Source organism: Synechococcus sp. H60.2 (assembly GCF_047462315.1).
Classification (GTDB): Bacteria; Cyanobacteriota; Cyanobacteriia; order Thermostichales; family Thermostichaceae; genus Thermostichus.
The window spans coordinates 15,555-40,624 of the sequence record NZ_JANSIZ010000012.1 but is presented as its reverse complement, the minus strand read 5'-3'; the positions used below and the strand labels follow the sequence as shown (position 1 = coordinate 40,624).

24 protein-coding genes are annotated in these 25,070 nt (G+C 61.1%); 12 read left to right on the top strand and 12 right to left on the bottom strand.

Annotation, left to right across the window (positions count from 1 at the left end; translation table 11 throughout):
- Window positions 1-310: 310 nt before the first annotated feature.
- Window positions 311-1,354, bottom strand: coding sequence for a class II fructose-bisphosphatase (gene glpX / locus NW845_RS03370; RefSeq protein WP_414376826.1), 1,044 nt, complete (start codon window positions 1,352-1,354; stop codon window positions 311-313).
- A gap of 249 nt (window positions 1,355-1,603) precedes the next feature.
- On the opposite strand from glpX, the gene NW845_RS03365 reads away from it, so the two are divergent.
- Complete coding sequence (locus NW845_RS03365) at window positions 1,604-1,879, top strand: DUF1830 domain-containing protein (RefSeq protein ID WP_414363923.1); 276 nt, start codon at window positions 1,604-1,606, stop codon at window positions 1,877-1,879.
- 1 nt (window position 1,880) lies between these two features.
- On the opposite strand, the gene NW845_RS03360 is transcribed toward NW845_RS03365, so the two are convergent.
- Complete coding sequence (locus tag NW845_RS03360; RefSeq protein WP_414376824.1) at window positions 1,881-2,135, bottom strand: hypothetical protein; 255 nt, start codon at window positions 2,133-2,135, stop codon at window positions 1,881-1,883.
- 153 nt (window positions 2,136-2,288) lie between these two features.
- On the opposite strand from NW845_RS03360, the gene NW845_RS03355 reads away from it, so the two are divergent.
- Window positions 2,289-2,897 carry a peroxiredoxin gene (locus NW845_RS03355; protein ID WP_414376822.1) on the top strand — a complete coding sequence of 203 codons (609 nt, stop codon included), beginning with the start codon at window positions 2,289-2,291 and terminating at the stop codon, window positions 2,895-2,897.
- Between the two features lie 245 nt (window positions 2,898-3,142).
- Here the strand turns inward: NW845_RS03355 and NW845_RS03350 are convergent, their stop codons facing one another.
- Window positions 3,143-3,577 carry a photosystem I reaction center subunit II PsaD gene (locus tag NW845_RS03350; RefSeq protein WP_414363927.1) on the bottom strand — a complete coding sequence of 145 codons (435 nt, stop codon included), beginning with the start codon at window positions 3,575-3,577 and terminating at the stop codon, window positions 3,143-3,145.
- Between the two features lie 222 nt (window positions 3,578-3,799).
- Here NW845_RS03350 and NW845_RS03345 point away from each other — a divergent pair, with 222 nt between their 5' ends.
- Window positions 3,800-4,708, top strand: a complete 909-nt coding sequence (locus NW845_RS03345) for an arginase family protein (protein ID WP_414363928.1) — start codon at window positions 3,800-3,802, stop codon at window positions 4,706-4,708.
- Between the two features lie 122 nt (window positions 4,709-4,830).
- Here the strand turns inward: NW845_RS03345 and NW845_RS03340 are convergent, their stop codons facing one another.
- On the bottom strand, window positions 4,831-5,346 hold the full coding sequence (locus NW845_RS03340) for a TIGR02652 family protein (RefSeq protein ID WP_414372246.1): 516 nt from the start codon (window positions 5,344-5,346) through the stop codon (window positions 4,831-4,833).
- Window positions 5,347-5,664: 318 nt separating this feature from the next.
- Between NW845_RS03340 and rimP the strand changes: the two genes are divergently transcribed.
- From rimP to NW845_RS03325, 3 genes are all read left to right on the top strand, one after another.
- The gene (rimP, locus tag NW845_RS03335) at window positions 5,665-6,138 is read left to right on the top strand and encodes a ribosome maturation factor RimP (protein ID WP_099812470.1); all 474 of its coding nucleotides are present in this window, start codon (window positions 5,665-5,667) and stop codon (window positions 6,136-6,138) included.
- A 159-nt stretch (window positions 6,139-6,297) separates the two neighbouring features.
- On the top strand, window positions 6,298-7,665 hold the full coding sequence (gene nusA, locus NW845_RS03330) for a transcription termination factor NusA (RefSeq protein WP_414363931.1): 1,368 nt from the start codon (window positions 6,298-6,300) through the stop codon (window positions 7,663-7,665).
- A 55-nt stretch (window positions 7,666-7,720) separates the two neighbouring features.
- Entirely contained in the window at window positions 7,721-8,368 is a 648-nt protein-coding gene (locus tag NW845_RS03325; RefSeq protein WP_414376820.1) for a flavin prenyltransferase UbiX, read from the top strand.
- 122 nt (window positions 8,369-8,490) lie between these two features.
- Here NW845_RS03325 and NW845_RS03320 read toward each other — a convergent pair whose 3' ends face one another.
- Window positions 8,491-9,594, bottom strand: a complete 1,104-nt coding sequence (locus NW845_RS03320) for an alpha/beta fold hydrolase (protein WP_414376818.1) — start codon at window positions 9,592-9,594, stop codon at window positions 8,491-8,493.
- A 161-nt stretch (window positions 9,595-9,755) separates the two neighbouring features.
- On the opposite strand from NW845_RS03320, the gene NW845_RS03315 reads away from it, so the two are divergent.
- The 3 genes from NW845_RS03315 to cbiE are packed head-to-tail and all read left to right on the top strand — an operon-like array spanning window position 9,756 to window position 12,392.
- Complete coding sequence (locus NW845_RS03315) at window positions 9,756-10,418, top strand: cobalt-precorrin-8X methylmutase (protein WP_414336912.1); 663 nt, start codon at window positions 9,756-9,758, stop codon at window positions 10,416-10,418.
- A 33-nt stretch (window positions 10,419-10,451) separates the two neighbouring features.
- Window positions 10,452-11,144 (top strand): hypothetical protein, encoded by a 693-nt coding sequence (locus NW845_RS03310; RefSeq protein ID WP_414376816.1) that lies wholly within the window; start codon window positions 10,452-10,454, stop codon window positions 11,142-11,144.
- Entirely contained in the window at window positions 11,145-12,392 is a 1,248-nt protein-coding gene (cbiE, locus tag NW845_RS03305) for a precorrin-6y C5,15-methyltransferase (decarboxylating) subunit CbiE (RefSeq protein WP_414363935.1), read from the top strand. It begins immediately after the preceding gene.
- Window positions 12,393-12,427: 35 nt separating this feature from the next.
- Here cbiE and NW845_RS03300 read toward each other — a convergent pair whose 3' ends face one another.
- Window positions 12,428-13,024, bottom strand: coding sequence for an NYN domain-containing protein (locus tag NW845_RS03300; RefSeq protein WP_414363936.1), 597 nt, complete (start codon window positions 13,022-13,024; stop codon window positions 12,428-12,430).
- A 192-nt stretch (window positions 13,025-13,216) separates the two neighbouring features.
- Here NW845_RS03300 and sfsA point away from each other — a divergent pair, with 192 nt between their 5' ends.
- The 3 genes from sfsA (at window position 13,217) to msrA (ending at window position 15,511) form a co-directional block, all read left to right on the top strand.
- Window positions 13,217-13,936 (top strand): DNA/RNA nuclease SfsA, encoded by a 720-nt coding sequence (sfsA, locus tag NW845_RS03295; protein WP_414376814.1) that lies wholly within the window; start codon window positions 13,217-13,219, stop codon window positions 13,934-13,936.
- 24 nt (window positions 13,937-13,960) lie between these two features.
- On the top strand, window positions 13,961-14,746 hold the full coding sequence (gene xth, locus NW845_RS03290; RefSeq protein ID WP_414335333.1) for an exodeoxyribonuclease III: 786 nt from the start codon (window positions 13,961-13,963) through the stop codon (window positions 14,744-14,746).
- Between the two features lie 96 nt (window positions 14,747-14,842).
- The gene (msrA, locus tag NW845_RS03285; RefSeq protein WP_414335345.1) at window positions 14,843-15,511 is read left to right on the top strand and encodes a peptide-methionine (S)-S-oxide reductase MsrA; all 669 of its coding nucleotides are present in this window, start codon (window positions 14,843-14,845) and stop codon (window positions 15,509-15,511) included.
- Between the two features lie 103 nt (window positions 15,512-15,614).
- Here msrA and cysW read toward each other — a convergent pair whose 3' ends face one another.
- From cysW to adhE, 6 genes are all read right to left on the bottom strand, one after another.
- Window positions 15,615-16,454 (bottom strand): sulfate ABC transporter permease subunit CysW, encoded by an 840-nt coding sequence (cysW, locus tag NW845_RS03280; RefSeq protein WP_414335334.1) that lies wholly within the window; start codon window positions 16,452-16,454, stop codon window positions 15,615-15,617.
- Window positions 16,444-17,256, bottom strand: a complete 813-nt coding sequence (cysT, locus tag NW845_RS03275; protein ID WP_414363938.1) for a sulfate ABC transporter permease subunit CysT — start codon at window positions 17,254-17,256, stop codon at window positions 16,444-16,446. The genes cysW and cysT overlap by 11 nt, the downstream gene beginning before the upstream one ends.
- A 6-nt stretch (window positions 17,257-17,262) precedes the next feature.
- Window positions 17,263-18,342, bottom strand: a complete 1,080-nt coding sequence (locus NW845_RS03270) for a sulfate/molybdate ABC transporter ATP-binding protein (RefSeq protein WP_414363939.1) — start codon at window positions 18,340-18,342, stop codon at window positions 17,263-17,265.
- A gap of 146 nt (window positions 18,343-18,488) precedes the next feature.
- Entirely contained in the window at window positions 18,489-19,550 is a 1,062-nt protein-coding gene (locus tag NW845_RS03265) for a sulfate ABC transporter substrate-binding protein (RefSeq protein ID WP_414376812.1), read from the bottom strand.
- Window positions 19,551-19,639: 89 nt separating this feature from the next.
- Entirely contained in the window at window positions 19,640-22,384 is a 2,745-nt protein-coding gene (locus NW845_RS03260; RefSeq protein ID WP_414376810.1) for a GNAT family N-acetyltransferase, read from the bottom strand.
- A 55-nt stretch (window positions 22,385-22,439) separates the two neighbouring features.
- Window positions 22,440-25,070, bottom strand: a complete 2,631-nt coding sequence (gene adhE, locus NW845_RS03255) for a bifunctional acetaldehyde-CoA/alcohol dehydrogenase (RefSeq protein ID WP_414376808.1) — start codon at window positions 25,068-25,070, stop codon at window positions 22,440-22,442.

Sequence of the window (25,070 nt, the reverse complement as noted above, 5' to 3'; positions counted from 1 at the left end):
TCTCCGTCGTTTGTGCAGCAACAGTTATTAAAAGCAAAATCTCTGAACAAAAGCAAATCCTCCCTTTTCGGGAAGGCTAAGCTGAGACCGGTGTCAAGGCAGTTCCTTGCCTCGGTTCCAGCAAGCTTAGGTAACTTTTCTCAGCCTACCTAAACCCTAAGACCAGTATCGAACCGGTTTCGCAGGATTTTGCTGAAGAGTTATTACGTTTTCTCGGGTTGCAACTTGATAGATTTTTTAACGTTCGACCAACGAGAAGGGCGACCTTCGCCAAGGGAAAGTCGCCCTCATCTCCCAGGCAGGGGATCCTTTAGCGCAGTTGCAGGCTGCGGGGCTGTTGGCCGTCTTTCATGTGGATGGTATCCACGAAGCGCACTGTGCGGGACTGGCTGGAGATCACCAAGGTCTCGGTGCGGGCCCCACCGCCGAAGAAGCGCACCCCGCGCATCAGGTCGCCATCGGTAATCCCGGTGGCGGCAAAGAGTACTTCCTTGCCGCTGGCCAGCTCTTCGCATTCCCACACCTTGTCGGGATCCTCAATGCCCTGTTCTTTCAGTTGCCGTCGTGTCTCTTCCACCGGTGGCAGGTAGGTGCCCGCCTGCACCACCTCGGGGTCGTAGATTAGACGCCCCTGGAAGTGGGCGCCCAAGCAGCGCAGCGCCGCTGCTGAGATCACCCCTTCAGGAGCCGCCCCGATTCCCATGAGAGCATGAATGCCGGTGCCGTTGAAGCCTGCCGAGAGGGCCGCCGAGATGTCGCCGTCGGTAATCAGCTTCACCCGCGCCCCTGCCTCCCGGATTTGGCGGATGAGATCGACGTGGCGCTTGCGATCCATCACCACTACCGTTAGATCTGAGACCTCCCGATCCAGGCTTTCGGCGATGATCCGAAGATTCTTTTCCGGCGGATAGTCGAGATGTACCTTGCCCTTAGCCTGAGGAGGAGCCGCCAGCTTCTGCATGTAGATGTCCGGCGCGTGCAGCAGGCCGCCTTTCTCGGAGATGGCCAGCACCGCCATGGAGCCATTTTGGCCCTTGGCCACCAGGTTGGTCCCCTCGCAGGGATCCACGGCAATATCAATTTCCACCAGCTCTTCCACGCGGCAGAACTGCTCGGCGTCCGGACGGGTACAGATGCCCACCTCTTCCCCGATGTAGAGCATGGGGGCCTCATCGCGGGTTCCCTCCCCAATGACGATGCGGCCACGCATGGGGATCTGGTTCAGTTTCTCCCGCATGGCCTCGACGGCCACCTGATCGGCAGTCTTGTTGTCGCCTTTGCCCATCCAGCGGGCCGCGGCGATGGCAGCCTGCTCCACCACTTCGATGATCTCTAGCCCCAACTTGTTGTCCACGGCGTGCCCCCTTGGTACTGATGAAGGCCAACTTAAGGATATCTTCAGACTCTTCCCCTCAGTTTACCAGGCGGGCTTCTTCTCGGGATCCCCTTCCCTAAGCTTTCATAAGCTGAGAAAACAAATCGCCCAAAGTCAAGCAGAAAGAGCGATCCCCGTCTTGCTCGTTGGCTATTGTCGGCTGGGGATCAAGGGTGATAGCCTGTCTTAAAGCCAATAAGTTTTTCTTAAGGCGATTAAAAAAACGCAATGAAAAGATACGTTTTCGTCAACCGTTCTCAGCAGGTTCAGGTCATCCGAACAATTCCCGGCCACTGGGAGCGCACCCTCTTCCCCGGCCAGTATGCCATTTTCGAGGCAGAGCCGGACGACTACCTGGAGGTTTATAGCTGCTGCTGTTCTACCACCCTTTTGGAAGAGCGCCACCCCTGCCACTCGCTCTTGGATTCTTCGCTGCCGGAGGCCGAATCCCACTCCTGGCTGCCTCCCCACCTGGGCAGCTTGGCGGATGCGGTGAACGGCTAGATCAGCTTGGGGATCCCAGATCCTGAGGCCGATCCCCGATTCTGGGCAGCTTGGCAGAAGGAGCATCGGGGGGACGGGTCAGGCAACTGCCCCGTGCGGCGTCGCGGAAGGTGTCGATGCCTTCTATGCAATTTTGAAAGCCGCAATAGGGGCAATAGAGGCGATCCCCTGGCTGGGGCTCCACGTCCGCTTGGCTCCACCACCGCCGGCAGCGGTCACAACAGAAGTGGTAGAGGAACTCTAGCGCCACCCTCATGGCAAGCGACTCCCTGACCTGGCAGAGCCCAGCGACGAGAAAGAAAGGGGAGCCCAGGGCTCCAGTCTGGCCGACTGGCAAGCCAAAGTCATTATGAGTATGGTATGTTAGGTTTGGTTTACATTTGTACTTTACCGTAAGGAGCGTCGACTGATGTCTCAGGAAGCATGTCTGCGGGTGGGGCAGCCCGCTCCCGATTTTTCGGCCACTGCCGTCTACGACATGGAATTCAAGACGGTCAGGCTCTCGGACTACAGGGGCAAGAAGTATGTGGTGCTGTTCTTCTACCCCCTGGACTTCACCTTCGTCTGCCCGACGGAGATCACAGCTTTCAGCGATCGCTACGACGAGTTTGCCAAGTTGGATACGGAGATCCTCGGCGTCTCGGTGGATAGCGAATACTCTCACCTGGCCTGGATTCAAACCGACCGCAAAGCCGGCGGGGTGGGCGAGCTGAGGTATCCGCTGGTCTCCGACCTCAAGAAAGAGATAAGCGCCGCCTACAATGTTTTGGATCCGGCGGCAGGTGTGGCTTTGCGCGGCCTGTTCATCATCGACAAAGAAGGGATCATCCAGCATGCCACCATCAACAACCTGGCCTTTGGCCGCAGCGTGGATGAAACCTTGCGCACCCTGCAGGCTATCCAGTACGTGCAAGCTCACCCCGATGAAGTTTGCCCGGCCAACTGGCAGCCCGGCCAGAGAACGATGAACCCCGACCCGGTGAAATCCAAGGAGTTCTTCGCGGCGGTTGCCAAGTAGGCTTGCCCAGGCCCTGTCAGGGTGCAGGTACAGCTCCAGCTTTGCTGGAGCTTTTTTGGCCAAAGGCAGCCCGACAAAAGATCCGACTCTTCCCAACATGACCTTCCGCCTCCTCTCTTCCTCGGAGAGAGGGGCGGGGGGTGAGGGCTAACAGCGCTGAACCCTTTCAAACCGGTTGCCGGTGGAAAAGATCCCCTGAACTAGCCAGGGGATCCAACAAGGCAGAAAGACAAAGGTCGCCGGAATTAGTCCCAGGGCTTCCCGTTGGTGAATTTGTAGGTAACTGGCTCTTTGTTCTTGCCGATGTTGTGATCCACCTTGCCGATAGGCTGGCGGCCCTCATTGACCTTCTCGGGAAAGACACCATCCTTGGGATGCACCAGTTCTGGCTGTCCACCCGCCGGGATGCGGAAGATCTGGTAGTCCTTGATCTTGAACTCGGAGATCAACTGGGCGCCGAGAGCCAAGCACTGCTCTTTGCGGGCGAAGGTGAGATAGTTTTTGCCCTCCACCATCTCGGCAGCGCCGCCGGTGGGCATTTCAAACACTTGCCCCGGCTTGCCTGTCCAGGTGATCACGTATTTTTCCTCGGTTTCGGCTGCGCTCAACAGCCCTCCGGTGGATCCCCCGAATAGGGGCAACTTTGCCCCCTGACGGGGATCGCCTTCCATCACAGCCATAGCCTACCTTCTCGCTCGTTGTCGTTTGCGTTGTTAGGCCGCGCTTGGAGTTGCGGCGCGGAGCACTTTGAATCTACCATCGACCCGATTTTTGACCCCAGGCTAGGTCAGGAACTGTAATTTTTCGTAGCAGATCCAGCGCGGCCAGATCTCGGCCCATCCTGTGAGCCACCATAGAAGCAGTCCAGAGACCCCCCTATCTTCGGAACAGGAACGACGCCCATGGCCCAGTGGTCCCTCCATCCCAGTTCCCAGGCCAACGCCAGGGTGGTTCTCATTCCCACTGCCTTTGGCCCAGATACGCAGGCGCCAATGGCCATCCTCAACGCCGGTGCTGAGCTGTGTGCTTTTGAGCCGCGGTTGGGGATCAATGTGGACGAGATAGCAGTGGCGCAGTTGCCGGGGCTGGTGGATGAGCCGCCCTACGGCATGTGTGAGGCGGCGGTTATTCAGGCTTGGCGACGGCAACAGTGGCCGGTGCTGCTGCCCTCGGTGTTGGCTGCCAGTTGGGGGGCCATTCGTGCCCTTTGGAAGCACTACCTCGCCCTAAGTGTGGTGCATTGCAGTGCCCATGCCAACCTGATGCCGCCCGCGGAGATGACCCAGCCGGATCAAGATGTGGGCTACGGCAACGCCGCCTGGGTGGAGTTGCTCTACCAGCATAGGCTGCCGGTGGTGCATGTGGGGCTGCGCAGCGGCAGTGCCCGCGCCTACGCCTGGCTCAAAAAACACTCCAGCCCGATCTTCTGGGCCCAGGATGGCTGGGATCCGCAGCAGGTGGTGGAGGCTTTGCCGGAGCAGCCGGTGTTTTTGGTGGTGGACTGCAGTGTGCTGGATCCTTCTTTGGTGCCGGCGGTGCACCACCCGGAACCGGGGGGGCTGAGTTGGTTTCAACTGTTGCAGACCTGTGAGGCTATCTTCGCCGCCCGCCCTGTGATCGGCCTTTCTTTGGGGGGAGTGGCGGTGGGATCCGCAACGCGGCCAACTGCCCGCGTGGTGGCCCGACTGCTGAATTGGCTGCTGGCCTGCTACGGCCTCTACTCCCTAAAGCTGCCCCCCAACCCCAATCTGCCCGGACGGCTTGAAGAAGGTCAGCAGAACCTTGGGGTTCCGCCTCAAAGAACTGTGTAGAGGCAGTTTGACAACGTCTTTATGAGCTTGTGGACTGCGTAAGAATCCCCCAACTTGAGCTGGGGAAGTGTCAACTACTGGGGTATAGCCTCCCCCCATCTAGAGGAGGGATCCCAGGAAGGCTAGTCACAGCACTGCAGCCGGGATTGCGGCTGTCGCATGGCCGGATCCAGCTCGCAGATCAGCTCGAAGTTGATCACTCGCCAGCGCTGCGGTGGTCCACCGGCTCCTTCAGGCAGCTGGGAGCTGAAACTAACCGGCAGGCCGTAGAGGCGGGGTGGGCCGGGGCGCCGGTGGGATCCCTGCTCCAGATAGGGGGTAAGCAAGGGGCGGTAGCGCTCAGCCACAATCACCTGCGTGGCCCGCATCCCCTGCATGCGCAGACGATCCAGCTCTTCGTGAATCTCGAAGCGGATCCCATCGGCATGGGTGTGCTGGCGGTACCAGCGGCCTTCCCAGAGGCGCCAACGCCGTCCTGATTGCAGGTGAACCAGCTCTTCTTGCTCGGGATCTGCCTCAAAGGCGCCGTGGCGATGGCAGAGGTAGGTGTCGGTCAGGGTAAGGGCCGCAATCGTCTGCCGACAGTGGGGGCATTGAATGCTGGGGCCAAAGATGGGATAGGAAAAAGCAACAGTCATAGGAAACCCCACAGAATGCGGCTGGGTGTCTGGGCAAATCCGCGGCTGTCCACATTATAGATGTGGCCTTTTGCAGATCTGGCTTACAGAGATCCCTCTGGCCAAATCCGACAAGATATTCTAAGATGACAGTTGAGGAAAAAGCCTGCCCAAAGCCCCCCGCAACGGCAGGTAGATTCCCAAGAATCTCCGCAATGACAACGGGGAGTGGGTAGCACCCACTTCTTTGCTTTTTTAGGGGAAAGATGCCCCCGCTGCCGACTCCAGCTTCGATGGGCTGGGATCTGGCCGTTACACCGAGTTGGCGATGAGTTGGCTATGGTTCACCCTCTTATCCCGCAGTTGGAGAGCTTGGCCCGTCCTTTGGCCGCTCGACTGGGGTACGAATTGGTACAGATGGTTTTTCACACCAACCAGTATCCGCCAGTGCTGCGGGTGGACATCCGTCCGCTGGATCCGGAGCAGGAAACCAGCCATGCCGATTGCGAAGCCATGAGCCAGGCCTTGGAAGTGGAGCTGGATCGGGTGGATCTGATCCCCGGCCATTATGTGCTGGAGGTCTCCAGCCCTGGCATCAGCAACCTCCTCATTAGCGACCGCGACTTTGTGGTTTTCAAAGGGTTTGCGGTGGAGGTGACGGTGGATCCCCCCTACAAGGGCAAAGCTGTCTGGTCAGGGCATCTGCTGGGTCGGGATGAGGAGAAAGTTGCCCTATCCCTCAAGGGGCGGCGCGTGCAGTTGCCCCGCGCTTCGGTGCAGCGGGTTGTCCTCTCAGAGGCGGAAACCGAGTAGAGGAATGGGGATAGAGAGGACGTTCGGCCGCGAAGTGGGTTGCCTTGTCTTCGCGTCGGAGCTACCTGCTGTGCGACGATGCATTTCCCGTCAGGATTGCGGAGCAACCGTGATAGCAGTTTCATCCCAGCTTAAGTTGCATTAGGAGGACAACAGCTTATGTCGATGGTGCCTCTGCCCGGTTTGGCAGAAATGGTGGAGATGATTTCGCGGGAGCGCAACTTGCCCCGCCATGTGGTCACTAATGCCTTGCGGGAGGCGCTGCTCAAGGGCTACGAACGCTACCGCAAAACCATTCAGCGAGATGTTGTCTTTGAAGAAGACCACTTCCGCAACTTCGATGTGGAGTTGGATGTGGAGGCAGGGGGCTTTCGCATTTTGGCCACTAAAACCATTGTCGAGGAGGTACGGGATCCAGATCACGAAATCTCTCTGTACGACGTGCAGCAGGACTACCCGGAAGCCGAAGTCGGCTGGGAAGTCACCAATGACGTCACTCCCCAACAGGCGGAATTTGGCCGCATGGCGGCCATCCAAACCAAGCAGGTGCTGGCCCAGAAGTTGCGTGACCAGCAGCGCCGCCTGATTCAAGAAGAGTTCCGCGACCTGGAAAACACCGTGTTGCAGGCACGGGTGCTGCGCACGGAACGACAGACGGTGATCATGGCGGTATCCAGCGGTTTTGGGCGGCCCGAGGTGGAAGCCGAGCTACCCAAGAAGGAGCAGTTGGCCAGTGACCGCTATGTCCCTAACGCCGTGATGAAGGTCTATCTCAAAAAGGTCTATGAGGGATCCCGACGGGGGCCGCAGCTTTTGGTTTCCCGGGCTGATGCCGGCTTGGTGGTGAACCTGTTTGCCAACGAGGTACCGGAGATCGAAGAGGATATTGTGCGCATCGTGGCAGTGGCGAGGGAGGCCAACCCACCCTCCCGCAACGTGGGGCCGCGCACCAAGATTGCCGTCGATACGGTGGAGCGAGACGTGGATCCGGTAGGGGCCTGTATCGGGGCGAGGGGATCCCGCATTCAGGCGGTGGTGGCGGAGCTGCGCAACGAGAAAATTGACGTTATCCGTTGGTCACCGGATCCCGCCACCTACATTGCCAACGCCCTCAGCCCGGCTAAGGTGGTGGAGGTGCGGCTGGTGGATCCGGAGATCCAACAGGCCCACGTGCTGGTGACCAGCGACCAGCTCAGCCTGGCCATCGGGAAAGAGGGGCAAAATGTGCGCCTGGCCGCCCGTCTCACTGGCTGGAAAATCGACATCAAGGAAGTGGAGAGCTACCGGGCAGCGCTGGAGGAGGCGCAAGCGCAGGGGCTGCCCTATCCCTTCATCACGCCAGCGGCTTTGGAGCGCTTCAGGAGGCGGGAAGAGCGAGCCGCTTTGGGGCTGGACGAGGAGTACCCAGAGAAGCTCCGCCTAGAGGAGGAGCTGGCAGAGGACGATAGGCTGGAGGAAGACTGGGTCGAGGAAGACGAGGACTTCGACTACGACGCCGAGTTCGACATCGCCCAGCCCAAGGCCTAGAGCCGAGGGGCCTCGGCAGTCGGTAAACTGAGGTAAAGCCCCTTCCCGCCTGCCCTTGAACTCCTCCCAGCCGATCATCCTTGGTATATCGGGCGCCTCCGGGATGCTCTATGCCGTGCGTGCCTTGCACGTTCTGCTCAGCCTGGATTACCGCGTCGAGGTGGTGGCCTCCAAAGCAGCCTATCAGGTGTGGCAAGGGGAGCAAGGGGTGCCGTTGCCAGCGGATCCCCAGCGGCAGGCCCAATTTTGGCGGCAGCAGGCCGAAAGTGAGGGCGGATCCCTGGTCTGCCACCGCTGGCAAGATGTGGGGGCAACCATCGCCAGCGGCTCCTACCGCACGCAGGGGATGTTGGTGATCCCATGCAGCATGGGCACAGTAGCCAAGTTGGCAGCGGGGCTAAGCTCTGACCTGCTGGAGCGGGCGGCTGACGTGCAGCTCAAAGAAGGCCGCCGCCTGGTCATCGTGCCGCGGGAAACCCCCTTTAGTCTCATTCACCTGCGCAACCTGACCACCCTGGCGGAGGCGGGAGCGCGCATCGTGCCGGCCATTCCAGCCTGGTACCACCAGCCGCGTACGCTCTTGGACTTGGTGGACTTTGTGGTGGTGAAGGCCCTGGATCAGTTTGGCATCGACAGCGACCTCATCCAGCGCTGGCAGGGGATGCCTCAGCGTCAGATCCTCAAGCTGCCCCCAGAGGACTAAAGGGATCCCTTGGCCCTAACCCCTTTCCCACCGGGAGAGGGAGGTTCCCACCTGGCGCGATCATAAGGTTTCACTGATAGCAGGGAGGACACTGCTGAACCTTGGCAGGGCAACTGGCTGGACTAGTCAGCCGCGGGATCCCTGCGAAGGTGGGTGGACAAGTCGGGGCAAGTCTCCAGGCTCGCTGCCCACTCGCTGATGAGGGTGTTGACCCAGTGGGGCAGCTCGTCGTGAGCACAGTGGCCTACCCCTGGCAGCTTCACCAACGTAAGAGCCGGCTGCCAGCGCTTGAATTGGTCTGCCAAAAAGCTGGGCACCGCCGGATCTTCTTGGCCCCAGAGGAGCAAAATCGGCATTTTGAGGGTGGGCAACAGGCGCTTGGGGCTGTCGAAGCGACGGCAGAGGATGGCTCTCAGGCTATCCAAAAACACGTGGGCTGCCCCCGGCTCAAAGGCAGGCCTCTGGAAGATCTGCACCAGCTCGTCGTCCACCTGCTCGTCTCGCTTGTAGACGTTTTTGATCCAAGCCCGCAGCACCTCGGTTTGTCGCAGCCAGTTAAACAAATGGGGATAGGTGAGCGGGCAGCCCAAAACAGCCAGGATCCCTTCGCAGAGGGCTTGAACCAGGGCATCCCAGGGAGAGGGCAATTCTTCCGGGTGGGGCCCATCGGCACAACTGATTAAGCACAGGCCCTTCACCATCTGAGGATAACGGGCAGCCGCGATCACCCCCACCAACCCGCCGATGGAGTGGCCCACCAGGATGCTGGGCTGTTGGACGTGGGCATACCAAAACTCGTACACCTGCTCCACCCACAGATGGACGCTGTAGGCGATCTCCGGCTTGGCGCTTTTCCCAAATCCCAGCAAGTCAAGGGCATAGACGGGGCGCTGGGATCCCAAGGGAACAATGTTATGGCGCCAATGGCCCACCGAGGCTCCCAAGCCATGGATCAAGATGGCCGGAGCCGCCGTCAAGTTCACCTGGCCCTTGGAGGTTTGGGCGCGACTGGGGGTGTAGGTGAAATGGATAGACCAGCCACGCCAGAGCCAGGTTTGGGAATGGCCATAGCGAGGGAGCACGGCAAGGGGATCCCTGTTGCCGACCGAAGAGGGGGGCGGCGCGAGGGGAGGGGAGCTTGCCCCACCGACAGCAGCAGAGGGAGAAGAGTTGGGTTCAGGCAAGGGAGGAGCGTGTGACAACAACAGGCCCATCTCCACCAGCATAGACCGAACTTAGCGGCTGCTTCGGGGCGTCTAGAGTGGAACTAAAGGGGCGTCTCTCTCAGGTAACCCTTTTGAGCACAGCTTTTCTGGACGTTCTGCACGACTTTCCCCGAACAAGACTGCTCGCGTCAGCAGGACGTAGAAACCACCCTAGCCGAACCATGGCTCCGCCTGTGGATCCCACGATGGCTGAGATGATGGATGAGACAGCTTGGATAGACCCCATTACGGCGGCCAGCTTTCGCCAGATTGACCAAGAGATCGGCCCCCACCCGTGGCAAGGGATCCCCTACGAGATCGTGCGCCGCGCCATCCACGCCACTGCCGATTTTGAGCTGCGGGATCGCTTTGTGTTTAGCCCCACGGCGGTCGAGGTGGGGCTGGCGGCCCTGCGGCAGCAAAGGCCCGTGGTGGTGGATGTGAGGATGGTGGCTGCCGGGATCCAAGCTGGCCTTGAGGCGCAGGGGATCCCGCTCTATTGCGCTTTGGACTGGGTGGAAGACCCCCCCGCGGCAGGGCAAACCCGCACTGCCCAGGGGATGATCCAGGTGGCCCGCCGCTACCCGGAAGCCATCTTTGTTGTCGGCAATGCGCCCACGGCGCTGCTGGCGCTGGTGGAAGAGATTCGGGCAGAGCGGATCCGGCCCAGCCTGGTGATCGGGGTGCCGGTGGGCTTTGTGGCCGTGGAGGAGGCCAAACAGGCATTGGCACAAACCGATGTCCCCCAGATTCGGGTGGAGGGCCGCAAAGGCGGATCCCCGGTGGCCGCTGCCATCGTCAATGCTCTACTGCTGGCCGCCCGCCGGGATCCCATTCCCAACTGACTAGAATTGGAACGACATCTTCAGGCCTTTCCCATGACCCCCGAACAAGAGGAGTGGCTGATCCGCAACCTTCAGCTCCAACAAGAAGAGCTTCAAGAGCTGCGGGCTGAGCAGCAGCGAGCCGCCCAGCGCTTTGAGGCCCAGATGACGGAAATGCGGCAGGCCTTTGCAGCCCAGATCGCCGAGATCCGAACTGAGCAGCAGCGGGCCGCCCAGCGCTTTGAGGCCCAGATGACGGAAATGCGACAGGCCTTTGCAGCTCAGATCGCCGAGATCCGAGCTGAGCAGCAGCGGGCCGCTGAGCGTTTCTCCGCCGAGATCGCCGAGATCCGGGCCGAACAGCAGCGGGCCGCCGAGCGCTTTGAGGCCCAGATGGCTGCAATGCGAGCCGAGCGGCAGGCCATCGAGGCCCAGCTCCAGACCGAAATCCAGGAGATCCGGGCGTTAATTCAGCACAACCAGGAGCGGATTCGCCAGAACGAAGAGCGGGGAGATGAGCTGGAGAGGGCCATCCAGGAGTCTCGCCGCGATATGCAGGCCGGGTTTGCCGAGCTGAGGGAAGCGCAAGCCATGATGATGGAGCAATTTCGGGAGCGGGATGGCCGCCTGATCGAGGCTCATCTGGGCTTTATTCGGGAAATGCGGGAGATGCAGCGGGAGGTAGCGGAGCTGCGCCTGGATTTTCTCAACCACATGCGCCAGTACCACCCGCCTGTCGAACGCTAGATGGCGAGCCGGTTGCCTCAGCTTGCGGTCGTAGGGGTAGCTGGAGATGGCTCGGTGGCCTCTTGGGCGATTCCCCCCCTCTCCCAAGCGCAAACCCTGGCCGGGCCCCCCAGCCTGCTGCAGCACTTTGCCGACCATCCGGCTCGCCAGATCCGGCTTACTGGATCGGTGGAAAGTTGGATCCCGCTTTTGCAAAAGGAGCTGGCACAGGGATCCCTGGTTTTATTGGCCAGCGGGGATCCCCTGTTTTTTGGGATTGGGCGCCTGCTGACCCAGTATTTCCCGGCGGAGCAACTGGCTTTTTACCCCCAAGTCAGCTCGGTGCAGTTGGCCCTCAACCGCCTGCAGATCCCCTGGCAGGAGGCCACCATTCTCAGTCTGCACGGGCGGGGAATGGAGCCGTTGGAACCCGCTCTCAAACAGGGATCCCCTGTGATTGTGGTGCTTACCGACCCAGAGCACACGCCAGCCAGCTTGGCCCAGTTCATTGCCGACCTGCAGTTGCCGGTGCGCTACCAGGGCTGGGTATGCAGCCAACTGGGATCCCCCCACGAGCAGATCCTGCCTCTGCAGGAAGGTGAGAACTCCGCTTTCCCCAGCCCCAATCTGGTGGTGTTGCGCCGCGTTGACCCGGAACCGGATCCCCGCCGCTGGCCCCTAGTCGGGATCCCCGACGATCAGTTCCACACCTTTCCCGACCAGCCCGGCCTGATCACCAAGCAACCCATCCGCCTGCTCACCCTGGGGGCCTTGCAATTGCCGCGGCAGGGAGTGGTGTGGGATGTCGGGGCCGGCACCGGCTCCGTGGCTGTAGAGATCGCCCGCCTCTCCCCCCAGCTCCAGGTCTATGCCGTTGAGCGCAACGCCATGGGTATTTGTCTCATCCGGCGCAACCGCCAACGCTTCGGCCTGGAGAACCTGCACGTGATCCCCGGGGCAGCGCCCCAGGTGCTGGCCGACTTGCCGGATCCCGATCGGGTGTTGCTGGGGGGAGGCGGCAAAGGGATCCGCGATCTGCTGCCGGTGGTGGCGGCCCGCCTGCGGCCTGAGGGGATCTTGGTGGCCAACTTTGCCACCCTGGAAACCTGCAGCGAAACCCTGCAATGGCTGCGCTCGCAGGGCTGGCAGGTGCGGCTAGAACACATCCAGATCTCCCGCTCCACAGCCCTGGCAGAAGGCACCCGCTTCGCCCCCCTTAACCCCGTTTACCTGCTGCAGGGGATCCCTTCAACTTTGCCATCTCGCTGAACTCCCTCCTTTGGGGTGGGGGGGTGAGAGAAAAATTACCCCTCATCCTCCTCGTCGGTGGTGAACCCGGGTCGGTACAGATAGGAGGGGCGATTGGTCTTCTTAATTTGGTCTTTGAGGGATTCTAGGTCGATGTAGCGATCTGCCAAGTTGATCAGTTGGTCACTGGTCATGGAACGCAAGCTGACCACCTCCACCCGTGCCCCTTGGTAGCTGACGGCATTGACCGCGTAGGCCAAATCCCCATCGCCGCTCACCAGCACTGCCGTCTCGTACCAACGCACCAGCGACAACATGTCCACAGCAATTTCCACATCCAGGTTGGCCCGCTTGGATCCATCGGGCAGTTGGGTCAGCTCTTTGGTAACCACGCGGTAGCCGTTGCGACGCATCCAGAGCAAAAACCCCTGCTGCTTTTCGTTGTTGCGATCGACGCCGGTGTAGAAAAAGGAGCGCAGAAGGGGAGAACGGCCGGTCAGCGTCTTCAGCAGGCGGGTGTAGTCGATCTCAATGCCCATCTGCAGGGCGGCATAGAAGAGGTTGGATCCGTCGATGAAGATGGCCACGCGACCGCGGTTGTCCTGGAAGGGATCCGGGGGCTGAAAGCCGGGCTCAGGATCAAGACGCAACATTCGGGCTTTCTTCTCCAAGTTTTGGCAAAGGGATAGAAAAAGATAGGATATTGAGAGGTATAGGAACAAGGCATCGGCAAAAAAAGGCCCTGGCCGGGGAGATACGTCATTTACCCTAGCGCAGGAAACACCCCACCCCTGGAAGACTTCCAAAATCCTAAAGAAAAAATACTTATCGGAGAGCTCTTGCGAATGACAGGCCAACAGGGGGCGCTGCCCTATCGTTTCCCGACCTCCCTGCACAGAGGGGTGTTGCGCAGCCGCTACAAGCGCTTCTTTGCCGAGGTGGAGCTGGAAAATGGGCAACAGGTAACCGCTCACTGCCCCAACACTGGGCCTATGACGGGGGTTTGCCAGGTAGGGGCACCTGTGTACCTCTCCCATCACCCCGATCCCAAGCGCAAATTGGCCTACACCTGGGAGATGATCCAGGTGGAAGGAGTGTGGGTGGGGATCAACACCGGCCTGCCCAATCGCCTGGTGGAATGGGGGCTGGAACAAGGGTGGTTTCCCCAGTTGGCGGGGTTTTCTTGTTGGCAACGGGAAGTGACCTGCGGCAGGAGCAAAATCGACTTCCTGCTGATAGGAGACTCTGGCTTGGCCTACCTAGAGGTTAAAAATACCACCTGGGCCGTGGGATCCCGCGCCCTCTTCCCGGATACGGTGACGACTCGCGGGCAAAAACACCTGGAAGATTTGATTGAGATCCGCCGGCAAGGGCAGCGGGCTCTGCTGCTGTACTGGATCAACCGTGCCGATTGCACCGAGTTCGCCCCTGGCGCAGAACGGGATCCCCGCTATGCCCATCTGTTTCGCCAGGCGCTGCAGGCGGGGGTCGAGGTGTTGCCCTACCGGATCGCAGTCTCGCCCCAGGGGATCCATCCCCTGGGTTTGGCCAAAATGGTGGCCTGAGCGTTGTCTTGGGAACCTGCTGCTATGCAAGTGGCCACCTGGAATGTCAACTCCATTCGCACCCGGTTGCCGCAAGTTTTGGCTTGGCTAGACAAGCAGGGATCCCTGGATGTGCTCTGCTTGCAGGAGACCAAGGTGGTGGATGAGGACTTTCCCCGCGCCCCCTTTGAGGAGCGAGGCTTTCATGTGGAGGTGTACGGGCAAAAGTCCTACAACGGCGTGGCCGTAATTAGCCGGGAGGTGCCGGAGAAGGTGGAGCGGGGGTTTGGCGCGCTGCTGTCGGCGGCTGCAGACCTGGACGAGCAAAAGCGGCTGATCGGTGCCCTCTACCACGGGATCCGCATTCTCAACCTCTACGTGCCCAATGGTGAGGCGGTGGGATCCGACAAGTACGCCTACAAGTTGCGCTGGCTGGCCACGCTGAAGGACTACCTGGCCGTTGCCCTCAGCCAAGGGGATCCCATCTTGCTCTGTGGGGACTTTAATATTGCCCTGGAAGACCGCGATATCTACGATCCCCAAAAGGCCGGAGAAATCATGGCCTCGGAGCCAGAACGGCAGGCCCTGCGGGAGATCCTGGCTTTGGGGTTTGAGGATGCCTTTCGCAAGTTTAACCCGGATCCCGGACATTTTAGCTGGTGGGACTACCGGGCCGGAGGGTTTCAGAAGAATCGCGGCTGGCGCATCGACCACCTCTACCTTTCTCCCCCGCTCCAGGACAAGGCCACTGCCTGCTGGATCGACGTCGAGCCGCGGCGGCTACAAAAGCCCAGCGACCATGCCCCTGTGGTTGTGGAGCTGGCGGTCTGAAATCCCCAGGCCGCTCCCTTGCCAATCTTTTCTCGAGACAAGAGCGGCTATCTACGCTAGGCTGGTAGATGTTAACGAATGTATCGGGCTACCGCCATGGCGCTCTTTGGTTTTGGCAAACTGAGCAAGAAGCTGACCTTGCCCACGCCGGAAGAGGCTTTGCCGGGCCGCTCCGAGCCAATGGCAATCGTTAACCGGCACTACGTCAAGGGCACGCCCCTAAAGCCCCCTTTTCCCGAGGGCATGGAGCTGGCCCTGTTCGGCATGGGCTGCTTTTGGGGAGCGGAGCGCAAGTTTTGGCAGTTGCCCGGGGTGTTCACCACGGCCGTGGGCTACGCTGGCGGGTATACCCCCAACCCCACCTATGAGGAGGTTTGCACCGGTTTGACTGGCCACAACGAGGTGGTGCGGGTGGTTTACGATCCCAGCCAGATTAGCTACCTGCAGCTTTTGAAGGTGTTTTGGGAAAACCACGATCCCACCCAAGGGATGCGCCAGGGCAATGATGTGGGCACCCAGTATCGCTCCGGCATCTACGTCTATTCCCCGGCACAACGGGAGCTGGCGGAAAAAACCCGCGATCTCTACCAGCAGGCTCTGAGCGCCCACGGCTACGGCCAAATCACCACTGAGATCCTGGACGCCCCAGAGTTCTACTACGCCGAAGACTACCACCAGCAGTACCTGGCCAAAAACCCACGCGGCTACTGTGGCCTGGGGGGCACCCAGGTTTGTCTGCCCGAGATCCTCACCGAGTCTGTCTAAGCCACACCCTAGCCGATGACGGTCATGGCTGCCCTCACCCCCGGCCCCTCTCCCTCAGGGAGAGGGGGGTTAGAGCGTTGATTGCAAAGATCCCAACAGACCTCTAGAAGATGCGGCGGGAAGGGGATCCCCGCTCCAGCAGCTCCTTGGCCACCAGGGTTACCACCGCCAGCAAGGAGAGCACCACTGCCGCCGCATAGGCCGAGCCCGTGGCATAGCTGCGGTAGGCATCTTCCACAAATAAGGGAAGGGTCTGGGTGCGGCCAATGATGTTGCCAGAGACCACCGCGACAGCGCCGAACTCCCCCATGGCGCGGGCATTGGTCAGGATGACCCCGTACAGGAGTCCCCAGCGGATGTTGGGTAGGGTGATGCGCCAGAAGATCTGCCAGGAATTGGCCCCCAGGGTTTTGGCGGCTTCTTCTTCCTCGCTGCCGGCCTCTTCCAACACCGGCAGTACCTCCCGCACCACAAAAGGGAGCGTGATGAAAGCCGTGGCCAGCACAATGCCCGGAAAGGCAAAGATGACCCGCAGGTTCCAGGATCCCAGCCAACCCTGACGGCCAAAGAGGAGCACCAGCATCAGGCCAGCCACCACCGGGGAAATGGAAAAGGGCAGATCGATCAAGCTGAGCAGCAAAGCCCGCCCCGGAAAACGGCGGCGAGCCAAGGCCAAGGCGGCGCAGAGGCCAAAAAAAGTATTGAGGGGAACAACAACCAGCGCCGTCAGCACCGTCAATCGGAGGGCGCTGAGCAGCTCCCGCTCGGTCAGGTGCTGGAGAAAAGCTGGGATCCCTTCTCGAAACGCCTGATAAAAGATGTTCACCACCGGGATCCCAAGCAGCAGGGCGATGTAGAGCCCGACAATGCCGATCAACAGGCCCGACAGCCAAGGGTTTGTCGATGGCTCCGGTTGGACACCCGCTATCCCGTCAGGTTTCATGGCGACTTCCCCAGGCTTGCAGAAGGTTAATCACCACCAGCGACAGGAACGAGATCCCGAGCATCGCCGTCCCGATCACCGTTGCCCCGGCATAGTCGTACTGTTCCAGCCGCTGGATCACCAGCACTGCCGCGATGAGATCCCGGAAGGGGATGCTAGAGGCGATGATAACAATGGAGCCATATTCACCCACAGCACGGGAAAACCCTAGGGCTACGCCGGTCAACACGGCGGGCAAAATCTGGGGCAGCACCACCCGCCAGAAGGTCTGCCAGCGGGAGGCGCCCAAGCTCCAGGCCGCCTCTTCCACATCTCGTTCCAGCTCCTGCAGCACCGGCTGTACCGTCCGCACCACAAAGGGAAAAGAGATAAACAGCATCGCCACCCCCACCCCCAGCCGGGTAAAGGCAATGCGGATCCCCAAGGGGGCCAAAAGGGATCCAATCCAGCCGTTGCTGCTGTAAACGGTTGCCAGGGTGAGGCCGGCCACAGCCGTGGGCAGGGCAAAGGGCAGATCGATCAACCCCTCGAGGAGCTTTTTGCCGGGGAAGGCGTGGCGCACCAACACCCAAGCCGTCAGGGTGCCCATTACGCCGTTAACCAAAGCCGCCAGCAGCGCGGTTACAAAAGTAACCTCATAGGCGGAGAGGGCCACCGGATCCGTCGCGATCCGCCAGAACTCCGCCCAGCCGACGCTGCTGGACTTGGCGATCAAGGCCGCCAGCGGCAAGGCCAACATCAGGAAGAGATAGCCCAAGCTCAGCCGCCACGGCCAAGACAGTTGAAACCCGGCTTGCTGCAACTTTCCTCAAGCTCCCAGCGACATCGGACTCCGTCCCGCCATTGCCAGCGGGGTCATGGCAGTTTTCTTATCGTTTTTTTTGAGGGGAAAGGCCTTGACCACCTTGGGGCGGACATAGACCTGCTGCCCCACCTGCAGCGGCTGGCTGGCATATTGCTCGCGGCTGAGGTGGGCCCACAGGGATCCGCCATCGCTTAGAATCAGCTCCGCCTGGATCTCCCGCCCCAGGTGGATGATCTCTTTGACCCAAGCCGAGACGCCGCTGCTATTGGGGTTGACCTCGATCTGCACATCGTGGGGGCGCAAGAAGAGCTGGTGCGGGCCCGCCTGGGCCTCGGGAAGCTGGCAAGATAACAGGGAGCGGGGAGAGAGCTCGTTGACCGGGCCGATGAAGCTCATGACAAAGGGGGTGGCCGGGTGATCGTAGATCTCGGCAGGGGATCCCACCTGTTCGATCCGCCCCTGGTTCATGACCACGATCTGGTCGGCTACCTCCATGGCTTCCTCTTGGTCGTGGGTGACCAAGACGGTGGTGACGTGTACCTCGTCGTGCAGGCGCCGCAGCCACTGGCGCAGCTCCTTGCGCACTCTGGCATCCAGCGCCCCAAAGGGCTCATCCAGGAGCAACACCTGCGGCTCCACCGCCAAGGCGCGGGCCAGAGCCACCCGCTGCCGCTGTCCCCCCGAAAGCTGTGAGGGGTAGCGATCCCCCAACCCCGACAGTTGCACCAGCTCCAGCAGCTCGTCCACCCGTGCCCGGATCTCAGCCCGCGAAGCTTTGCGGATCTCCAGGCCAAAGGCGATGTTCTGCCGCACCGTCATGTGCTTGAACAGGGCGTAGTGCTGGAAGACAAAGCCGACGTTGCGCTCCTGGACGCTGGCATGGGTGGCATCCCGCCCGGTGAGGAAAATCCGCCCCGTGTCCGGCTTTTCTAGGCCGGCAATCAGGCGCAAGAGGGTAGATTTGCCGGAACCCGACGGTCCCAACAGGGCAACCAGGGATCCCGTGGGAATGGTGAGATCCGTAGGGTGGAGAGCCTGAAACTGCCCAAAACGCTTCGATACCCCTGCAATGGTGATGCCCATAGGTTCTGCCTAGCTAAGGGTTGGCCGGATGGCGCTGCCTATCCCTGAGGAGGTAGGGAGCCTCTAATCTACGGTAAACCTGTCAACAAACCGTTGATACTGCTCCCAGGATACCTTGAATGGGGATGCAAAACAAGGGAGGCTCCCTACAACCCAGCTTGGATGCGGTCAAACACAGCCCCATCGGCAAAGAAGCGGTTTTGGATTGCTTCCCAGCCGCCCAGGTCGGCAACGGTTACCAGCTTCTCGATGGAAGGGTACCGCCAGGCAAACTCTTGCGCCACCGTCGGCTCCACCGGACGGAAACCCACCTCGGCAAAGGCCCGCTGCGCTTCTGGAGTAAACAGGTAGTTCACAAAGGCTTCGGCCACGGCGCGGGTTCCTTTGCGCTCCACCGTGGCATCCACCACGGCTACGGGGTTGTCGATGGAAATGTTGGGATCCGGCACCACGTAGGGCAAGGGCTGGCCGCGCAGGCCGGCCAGGATCACCTCCTGTTCGTAGGTGAGCAGGGCATCCCCCTGCCCTTTTTGGAAAAAGACATCCGTAGCCTCCCGCGAGTCCCGTGGCAGAACGCGGACATTTTTGTAGACCTGGGTGGTGAAGGCCAGGGCCTGGGGTTCAGGGACAGCACTCCAGAGAGCCAAAAAGTTCCAGCGGGCGCCCCCTGAGGTTTTGGGGTTGGCGGTGATCACCTGCAAGCCGGGCCGGGCCAGATCCAGCCAAGAGTGGATAGCGTGGGGGTTGCCCTGCCGCGTGACGATTGCCGCCACTGAGCGGGTGACGATCCCTTGGTTGGGCGTGCGGCTTTCCCAGCCTGGTCGAACGAGACCGGCAGCCACAAGGCGCTCCACATCCAGGCCCAGGGCCAGAGCCACCACATCAGCATCCAGCCCGTCAATGACCGCCCGCGCTTGTGTGGCCGAGCCGGCGTAGCTGCTTTCTACGCGCACCCGTTGGCCGGTCTGGGCCAGCCAGTGGGCCTCAAAGGCAGGGATGATCTGCCGGTAGGCATCGCGGGTCACCGCAAAAGAAGCTAGGAGAATCCTCACTTCCCCCTGGGATCCCACGCCACAGCCGCCCAGCCCCAGCAGGAGTCCCAGGAGCAGGGATCCCACCGCCAGCCACCGCCCCACTCTCCCCGACCAGGCCACCGCGACAGGTGAGGGGATCCCCCCTGTCCCTTCCCTCTTCACAGCCACCCCCATTCCGCTCTCCCCAAGAACCTAAAGGTTGAACGGCAGGAATCCATTCTACGGTCAGCCGGTCGGCAGACCGTCTTTAGGGCCAGGGATCCCTAGGCAGGGCAGGGGGTGGGAAGCGCCGCATCGGCAGCAAGATCCAGCGTGGCCCTGAGGAGGCCGGGATCCTCTGAAGAGGGGAGCAACTGGAACCCCAAGCGCCTGCAGAGGCGGCGCATGCCCTCGTTTTCGCTGAGCACCTCGCCGGTGAGGCGCCGGATCCCTTCGCAGCGGGCCACCTGAATCAGGCGGGTCAGCAGCTCCGTGCCGATCCCCTGTCTTTGGTAGGGATCCGCCACCAGCAGGGCAAACTCGGCTTCTTCGGGAAGGCCGTGTTTTTTGGAGAGGCGGCTGATGCCGAGGAGGTGGGGCTCTGGGTCTTGCCGCTCGGCCACCAGAGCAATCTCCCGGTCGTAGTCGTTAAAGCAGATGCGAACCAAGCGCTCGTGGGCGATGCGGGCGCTGTATTTGATGGGGTGGAAGTAGCGCAGGTAGATGCTGTAGTCGGAGACGTGGCGGTGAAACTGGATCACCAGCAGCTCGTCTTCGGGACGGATGGGGCGGATGGTGATGCCCTCGCGGAAGGGCCAACTGTACTGGCTGGGGTAGGGGCGGATGGCCAACGGTACGGGGGGTTCCTGCTCCGAGCGCAAAATGACGCGGGCATCCAAAGCCAGCAGTTGCTCGCCCGAGGCCAGCAGGGGGTTGATGTCGATCTCTTGGATCTGCCGCTGTTCGGCCACCAGTTGGCTGAAGCGCACCAAAAGCTGTTCCAGCGCTTCCAGATTGACGGCTCGGCGCCCCCGCACCCCCTTGAGGGCCTTGTAGATGAGGGTATTCTCCATCAGGCGGCGCGCCAAGGTGGTGTTGAGGGGGGGAAGGCCAATGGCGCGATCCTGGAACACCTCCACCAGTTGGCCGCCGCTGCCAAACAGCAACACCGGCCCAAACTGGGGATCCTCGCTGCTGCCCAGGATCAGCTCGTAGCCGTCGGTGCGGATCATCGGCTGCACCGTCACCCCTTGGAAGTGCTCTGGCCCTGCTTTCTCGCTGACGTTGCGGCGAATCTGGGCGAAGGCCCGCCGCACCGCTTCGGCATCGGGCAAGTTGAGCTGGACGCCGCCCACGTCACTCTTGTGGGTGAGGGTATGGGAGTAGAGCTTCAGCACCACCGGGTAGCCCATTTCTGCGGCGGCCTCTACCGCTGCTTCCGGGCTATTGGCCACCCGCGTGGGCACCACCGGGATCCCGTAGGCGGCCAGGATCTCCTTGGACTCGACCTCGGTTAAGAGCCGGCGACCTTGCTGCCGGGCTTGGCCGAGAATTTGTTGCACCCTCTCGCCCTCGACCGCTGTTGCAGGGAGCAGAGTGGGAGTTTCGTAGAGGGCCTTGAGGTTGTCGCTAAAGCGCCACAGATAGCTGAACACCCGTGCCGCCTGATCCGGGTAGCGGTAGGTGGGGATCCCCGCTTGGTTAAGGATCTGCTCGCCGGCATCCACCAGGTCTCCCCCCATCCAACTGGCCAGGATGGGTTGGCGGGAGCCGCTGCGCCGCCAGGTCTCTGCCACCTTGGCAGCAGTGGCAGTGGGATCCGTCATTGCCTGGGGGGTGAGGATTACCAAACAGCCCTGGCTGGCAGGATCCCGCAGCACGATCTCCAGCGCCTGGGCAAAGCGCTCCGGCCCGGCATCGCCCAAAATATCAATGGGATTGCCGTGGCTCCAGTGGGGCGGCAGGATGGAGTTAAGCTGCTCCAGGGTTTGGGGAGAAAGCTGGGCCAGGGATCCCCCGGCGCGGATGAGGGCGTCGGTGGCCAGCACCCCCGGTCCGCCGGCATTGGTGAGGATGCTGAGGTGAGGGCCCTGCGGGCGGGGCTGTTTGGCCAGCACCTCCGCCATGTCGAAGAGGTCTTCGATGTGATCCACCCGCAGCACACCGCAGCGGCGGAAGGCTGCATCCAAAACCGCGTCGCTGCCGGTGAGGGATCCCGTGTGGGAAGCTGCCGCCTGGGCCGCCGCCTGGGTACGCCCCGCCTTGATGACAATAATGGGCTTGCTCAGCGCCACCTCGCGGGCCGCCGACACAAACGACCGCGCATCCCCAATCGACTCCATGTAGAGGACAATGCTGTGGGTATGGGGATCCTCGCCCAGATAGTCGATGAGATCCCCCCAGCCCACATCCAGCATGGATCCCAGAGAGATGAAGGCGCTAAAGCCGACATTTTCCCGCAGGCTCCAGTCCAGGATCGAGGTGCAGAGCGCCCCGCTTTGGCTGATAAACCCCACGTTGCCGGGTCGGGCCATCTGGGCAGCAAAGGTGGCATTGAGGCCGGTGTGGGGATTTTGGATCCCCAGGCAGTTGGGACCAATGAGGCGCAGCTTGCCGCGGGCAGCCTCTTGGATGGCCTTTTCCAGCTCCAGCCCCTCCGGGCCAATTTCCTTAAAGCCTGCCGAGAGGACAATGGCCCCCTTGACGCCGGCCTCGACGCATTCTTGAATAACCGCCGGCACCCCGGCTGCCGGGATGGCGATGATGGCCAGATCCACCGGCTCCGGCAGAGCAGAGAGCCGCTCGTAGGCCCGGATGCCCAACACCTGGTGCCGCTTGGGGTTGACCGGGTAGACCGTGCCGCCAAAGGGGTGGCTGATGAGGTTCCAGAGCACCGTGCGCCCCACACTGCCCTCGCGCTCTGTTGCCCCCACCACCGCTACCGAGCGGGGCAGAAAAATGGGATCTAAGGGGTGGGATCTGGCCTTCCAGATGTCCAGGCTGGGATCGGGGCGGTGCAGCGTAGCCATAGCCGTTGCAAGGAGGGAAGGGAGAAGTACGTTTTGGCGGGGAGGAAGGCCGACCTTAAACCAGAGCCGGCTCCGGCTGGTGGTAGAGGGCAGCCTCCACCCGGCAGCCCCGATAGGCCAAGACGTACAGCTCCTTCATATCCTGAATGAGGGGGTAGCGGGGGTTGGCGCCGGTGCATTGGTCATCAAAAGCCTGCTCCGCCATCGCTTCCAGACGGTCGTAAAAGGCCTGCTCGCTCTCGCTGAGGGCCTCGCGAATGCTGGCCGGGATCCCCAGCTTCCGCTTCAGCTCCTCGATGGCCTCGATAAGGCGCATGACCTTTTCATCATCATTGGCTCCCCCCAACTGCAGGTAATCGGCAATTTCGGCATAGCGGTGCTTGGCGTTGGGGTAGCGGTACTGGGGAAAGATGGCCTGCTTGAAGGGGGCGTCGGTGGCGTTGTAGCGGATGACGTGGGTAATCATCAGGGCATTGGCCAGGCCGTGGGGCAGGTGGAAGGTGGATCCCAGCTTGTGGGCCAAGGAGTGGCACACCCCCAAAAAGGCGTTGGCAAAGGCCATGCCGGCAAGGGTGGCGGCGTAGTGGACTTTTTCCCGTGCTTCTGGATCCTCAGCTCCCTTCTCGTAGGCCCGCGGCAGGTAGGTCATCAGCAGCTTAATTGCCTGCAGCGCCAGCCCGTCGGTAAACTCGCTGGCCATCACCGAGACATAGGCTTCCAAGGCGTGGGTGAGGGCATCGATGCCGCCGTAAGCCGTCAGCTTCTTGGGCATCTTTAGGGTGAGATCCGGATCGACAATGGCCATGCTGGGGGTGAGGGCGTAGTCGGCCAGGGGGTACTTGATCCCCACCCGGTCATCGGTCACCACCGCAAAGGGCGTTACCTCGGATCCCGTCCCGGAAGTGGTGGGGATGCAGACCAGTTGGGCTTTTTGCCCCAGCGGCGGCAGCTCGTAGACCCGCTTGCGGATGTCCATAAAGCGCGTTGCCAGGCCTTCAAACTCCACCTGGGGCTGCTCGTACATCAGCCACATCACCTTGGCCGCATCCATCGGGGATCCGCCGCCCACGGCGATGATGACATCCGGCTGAAACTGGCGCAACTGCTCCAGGCCGCGGTTGACGTTGCTGAGGGTGGGATCCGGCTCCACATCGTGGTAGACATCCCAGTTCACGTGCAGCTCGTCCAAAACCTGGGTAACCGGCTGCAGCACACCCAGCTCGAAGAGGGGCTTATCGGTCACCAAAAAAGCCCGTTTTTTGCCGGCCAACTCCCGCAGCGCCACCGGTAGACATCCCGGCTTGAAGTAGATCTTGGGCGGCACCCGGAACCAGAGCATATTTTCCCGCCGGTAGGCCACGGTTTTAATGTTGAGCAGGTGGCGCGGCCCCACATTGTCGGAGACCGAGTTGCCCCCCCACGTGCCACAGCCCAAAGTTAACGAGGGATCCAGCCTAAAGTTGTAGAGATCCCCAATCGCCCCCTGGGAAGAGGGGGTGTTGATCAGCACCCGTGCTGTTTGGAGGGCATGCTCAAAGTAGGCAATATCGTCCTGGTTGGCGGGATCGGTATACAAGACAGAGGTGTGGCCCCGCCCACCGAAATTGACCAGTTGGACAGCAACATCGACGGCGCTGTGGAAATCCTTGGCGCGGTAGAAGGCCAAAACAGGGGCCAATTTTTCGTAGGAAAACGGCTCTTCGGGCCCCACCTTGTCCACTTCCCCAATCAGCAGCTTGGTGCCTTCGGGTACCTGGATCCCGGCCAGAGCGGCAATGGTCTGCACCGATTGGCCGACAATAGCTGGATTGAGACGGCCATCCTTGAGGAGAATGCGGCGCACCGCTTGCGTTTGTTCCGGATCCAAAAAGTAGGCCCCTCGATGGCAAAACTCCGCCTTCACCTGCTCATAAACGGCCTCCACCACAATCACCGCCTGTTCCGAGGCGCAGATCATGCCGTTGTCAAAAGTTTTGCTGAGTAAGATTGAACTGACGGCCATGGGAATGTCGGCACTGGTGTCGATGACCGCCGGCGTGTTGCCCGCTCCCACACCCAGCGAGGGGTGGCCGGAGGAATAGGCCGCCTTGACCATGCCGGGGCCGCCGGTGGCCAGGATCAATTTCACCTCCGGATGCTGCATCAAAGCCTGAGAAAGCTCAATCGTGGGCTCGTCAATCCAGCCAATCAAGCCCACAGGCGCGCCTGCCGCCTCAGCCGCCTCTTTGACCACCTTGGCCGCGGCAATGGTGCATCGTTTGGCGCGGGGGTGAGGCGCAAAAATGATGGCGTTGCGGGTTTTCAGAGTGATGAGGGCTTTGAAAATAGTCGTCGAAGTGGGATTGGTGACCGGCACAATGCCTGCCAAAAGCCCCACCGGCTCGGCAATGCGCTCGTAGCCAAAGCTCTCGTCCCGCTCAATGACGCCACAGGTTTTCTCGTGTTTGTACTTGTTGTAAATGTATTCAGAGGCAAAGTGATTTTTGATCACCTTGTCTTCCACAATACCCATGCCGGTCTCCTCTACGGCCAACTTGGCCAAGGGGATCCGCTCGTTGTTGGCCGCCAGGGCAGCTTTGTGAAAGATTCGATCCACCTGTTCCTGGGTGAAGGTGGCATACTCAATCTGGGCAGCTTTCACCTGTTGGATTAAAGCTTCCAGTTCCTCGAGATTGGTAACAGGCAT

Bases quoted from the DNA above. Each gene is read 5' to 3' on its own strand.
- NW845_RS03340 (WP_414372246.1), bottom strand. From the start codon at position 5,346: ATGACTGTTGCTTTTTCCTATCCCATCTTTGGCCCCAGCATTCAATGC.
- adhE (WP_414376808.1), bottom strand. From the start codon at position 25,070: ATGCCTGTTACCAATCTCGAGGAACTGGAAGCTTTAATCCAACAGGTG.
- NW845_RS03360 (WP_414376824.1), bottom strand. From the start codon at position 2,135: ATGAGGGTGGCGCTAGAGTTCCTCTACCACTTCTGTTGTGACCGCTGC.
- rimP (WP_099812470.1), top strand. From the start codon at position 5,665: ATGGTTCACCCTCTTATCCCGCAGTTGGAGAGCTTGGCCCGTCCTTTG.
- NW845_RS03350 (WP_414363927.1), bottom strand. From the start codon at position 3,577: ATGGCTGTGATGGAAGGCGATCCCCGTCAGGGGGCAAAGTTGCCCCTA.
- NW845_RS03265 (WP_414376812.1), bottom strand. From the start codon at position 19,550: ATGGGGGTGGCTGTGAAGAGGGAAGGGACAGGGGGGATCCCCTCACCT.
- msrA (WP_414335345.1), top strand. From the start codon at position 14,843: ATGGCGCTCTTTGGTTTTGGCAAACTGAGCAAGAAGCTGACCTTGCCC.
- xth (WP_414335333.1), top strand. From the start codon at position 13,961: ATGCAAGTGGCCACCTGGAATGTCAACTCCATTCGCACCCGGTTGCCG.
- sfsA (WP_414376814.1), top strand. From the start codon at position 13,217: ATGACAGGCCAACAGGGGGCGCTGCCCTATCGTTTCCCGACCTCCCTG.
- cbiE (WP_414363935.1), top strand. From the start codon at position 11,145: ATGGCGAGCCGGTTGCCTCAGCTTGCGGTCGTAGGGGTAGCTGGAGAT.
- NW845_RS03365 (WP_414363923.1), top strand. From the start codon at position 1,604: ATGAAAAGATACGTTTTCGTCAACCGTTCTCAGCAGGTTCAGGTCATC.
- NW845_RS03355 (WP_414376822.1), top strand. From the start codon at position 2,289: ATGTCTCAGGAAGCATGTCTGCGGGTGGGGCAGCCCGCTCCCGATTTT.
- NW845_RS03320 (WP_414376818.1), bottom strand. From the start codon at position 9,594: ATGCTGGTGGAGATGGGCCTGTTGTTGTCACACGCTCCTCCCTTGCCT.
- nusA (WP_414363931.1), top strand. From the start codon at position 6,298: ATGTCGATGGTGCCTCTGCCCGGTTTGGCAGAAATGGTGGAGATGATT.
- NW845_RS03270 (WP_414363939.1), bottom strand. From the start codon at position 18,342: ATGGGCATCACCATTGCAGGGGTATCGAAGCGTTTTGGGCAGTTTCAG.
- NW845_RS03315 (WP_414336912.1), top strand. From the start codon at position 9,756: ATGGCTCCGCCTGTGGATCCCACGATGGCTGAGATGATGGATGAGACA.
- cysW (WP_414335334.1), bottom strand. From the start codon at position 16,454: ATGAAACCTGACGGGATAGCGGGTGTCCAACCGGAGCCATCGACAAAC.
- NW845_RS03310 (WP_414376816.1), top strand. From the start codon at position 10,452: ATGACCCCCGAACAAGAGGAGTGGCTGATCCGCAACCTTCAGCTCCAA.
- NW845_RS03345 (WP_414363928.1), top strand. From the start codon at position 3,800: ATGGCCCAGTGGTCCCTCCATCCCAGTTCCCAGGCCAACGCCAGGGTG.
- NW845_RS03300 (WP_414363936.1), bottom strand. From the start codon at position 13,024: ATGTTGCGTCTTGATCCTGAGCCCGGCTTTCAGCCCCCGGATCCCTTC.
- NW845_RS03260 (WP_414376810.1), bottom strand. From the start codon at position 22,384: ATGGCTACGCTGCACCGCCCCGATCCCAGCCTGGACATCTGGAAGGCC.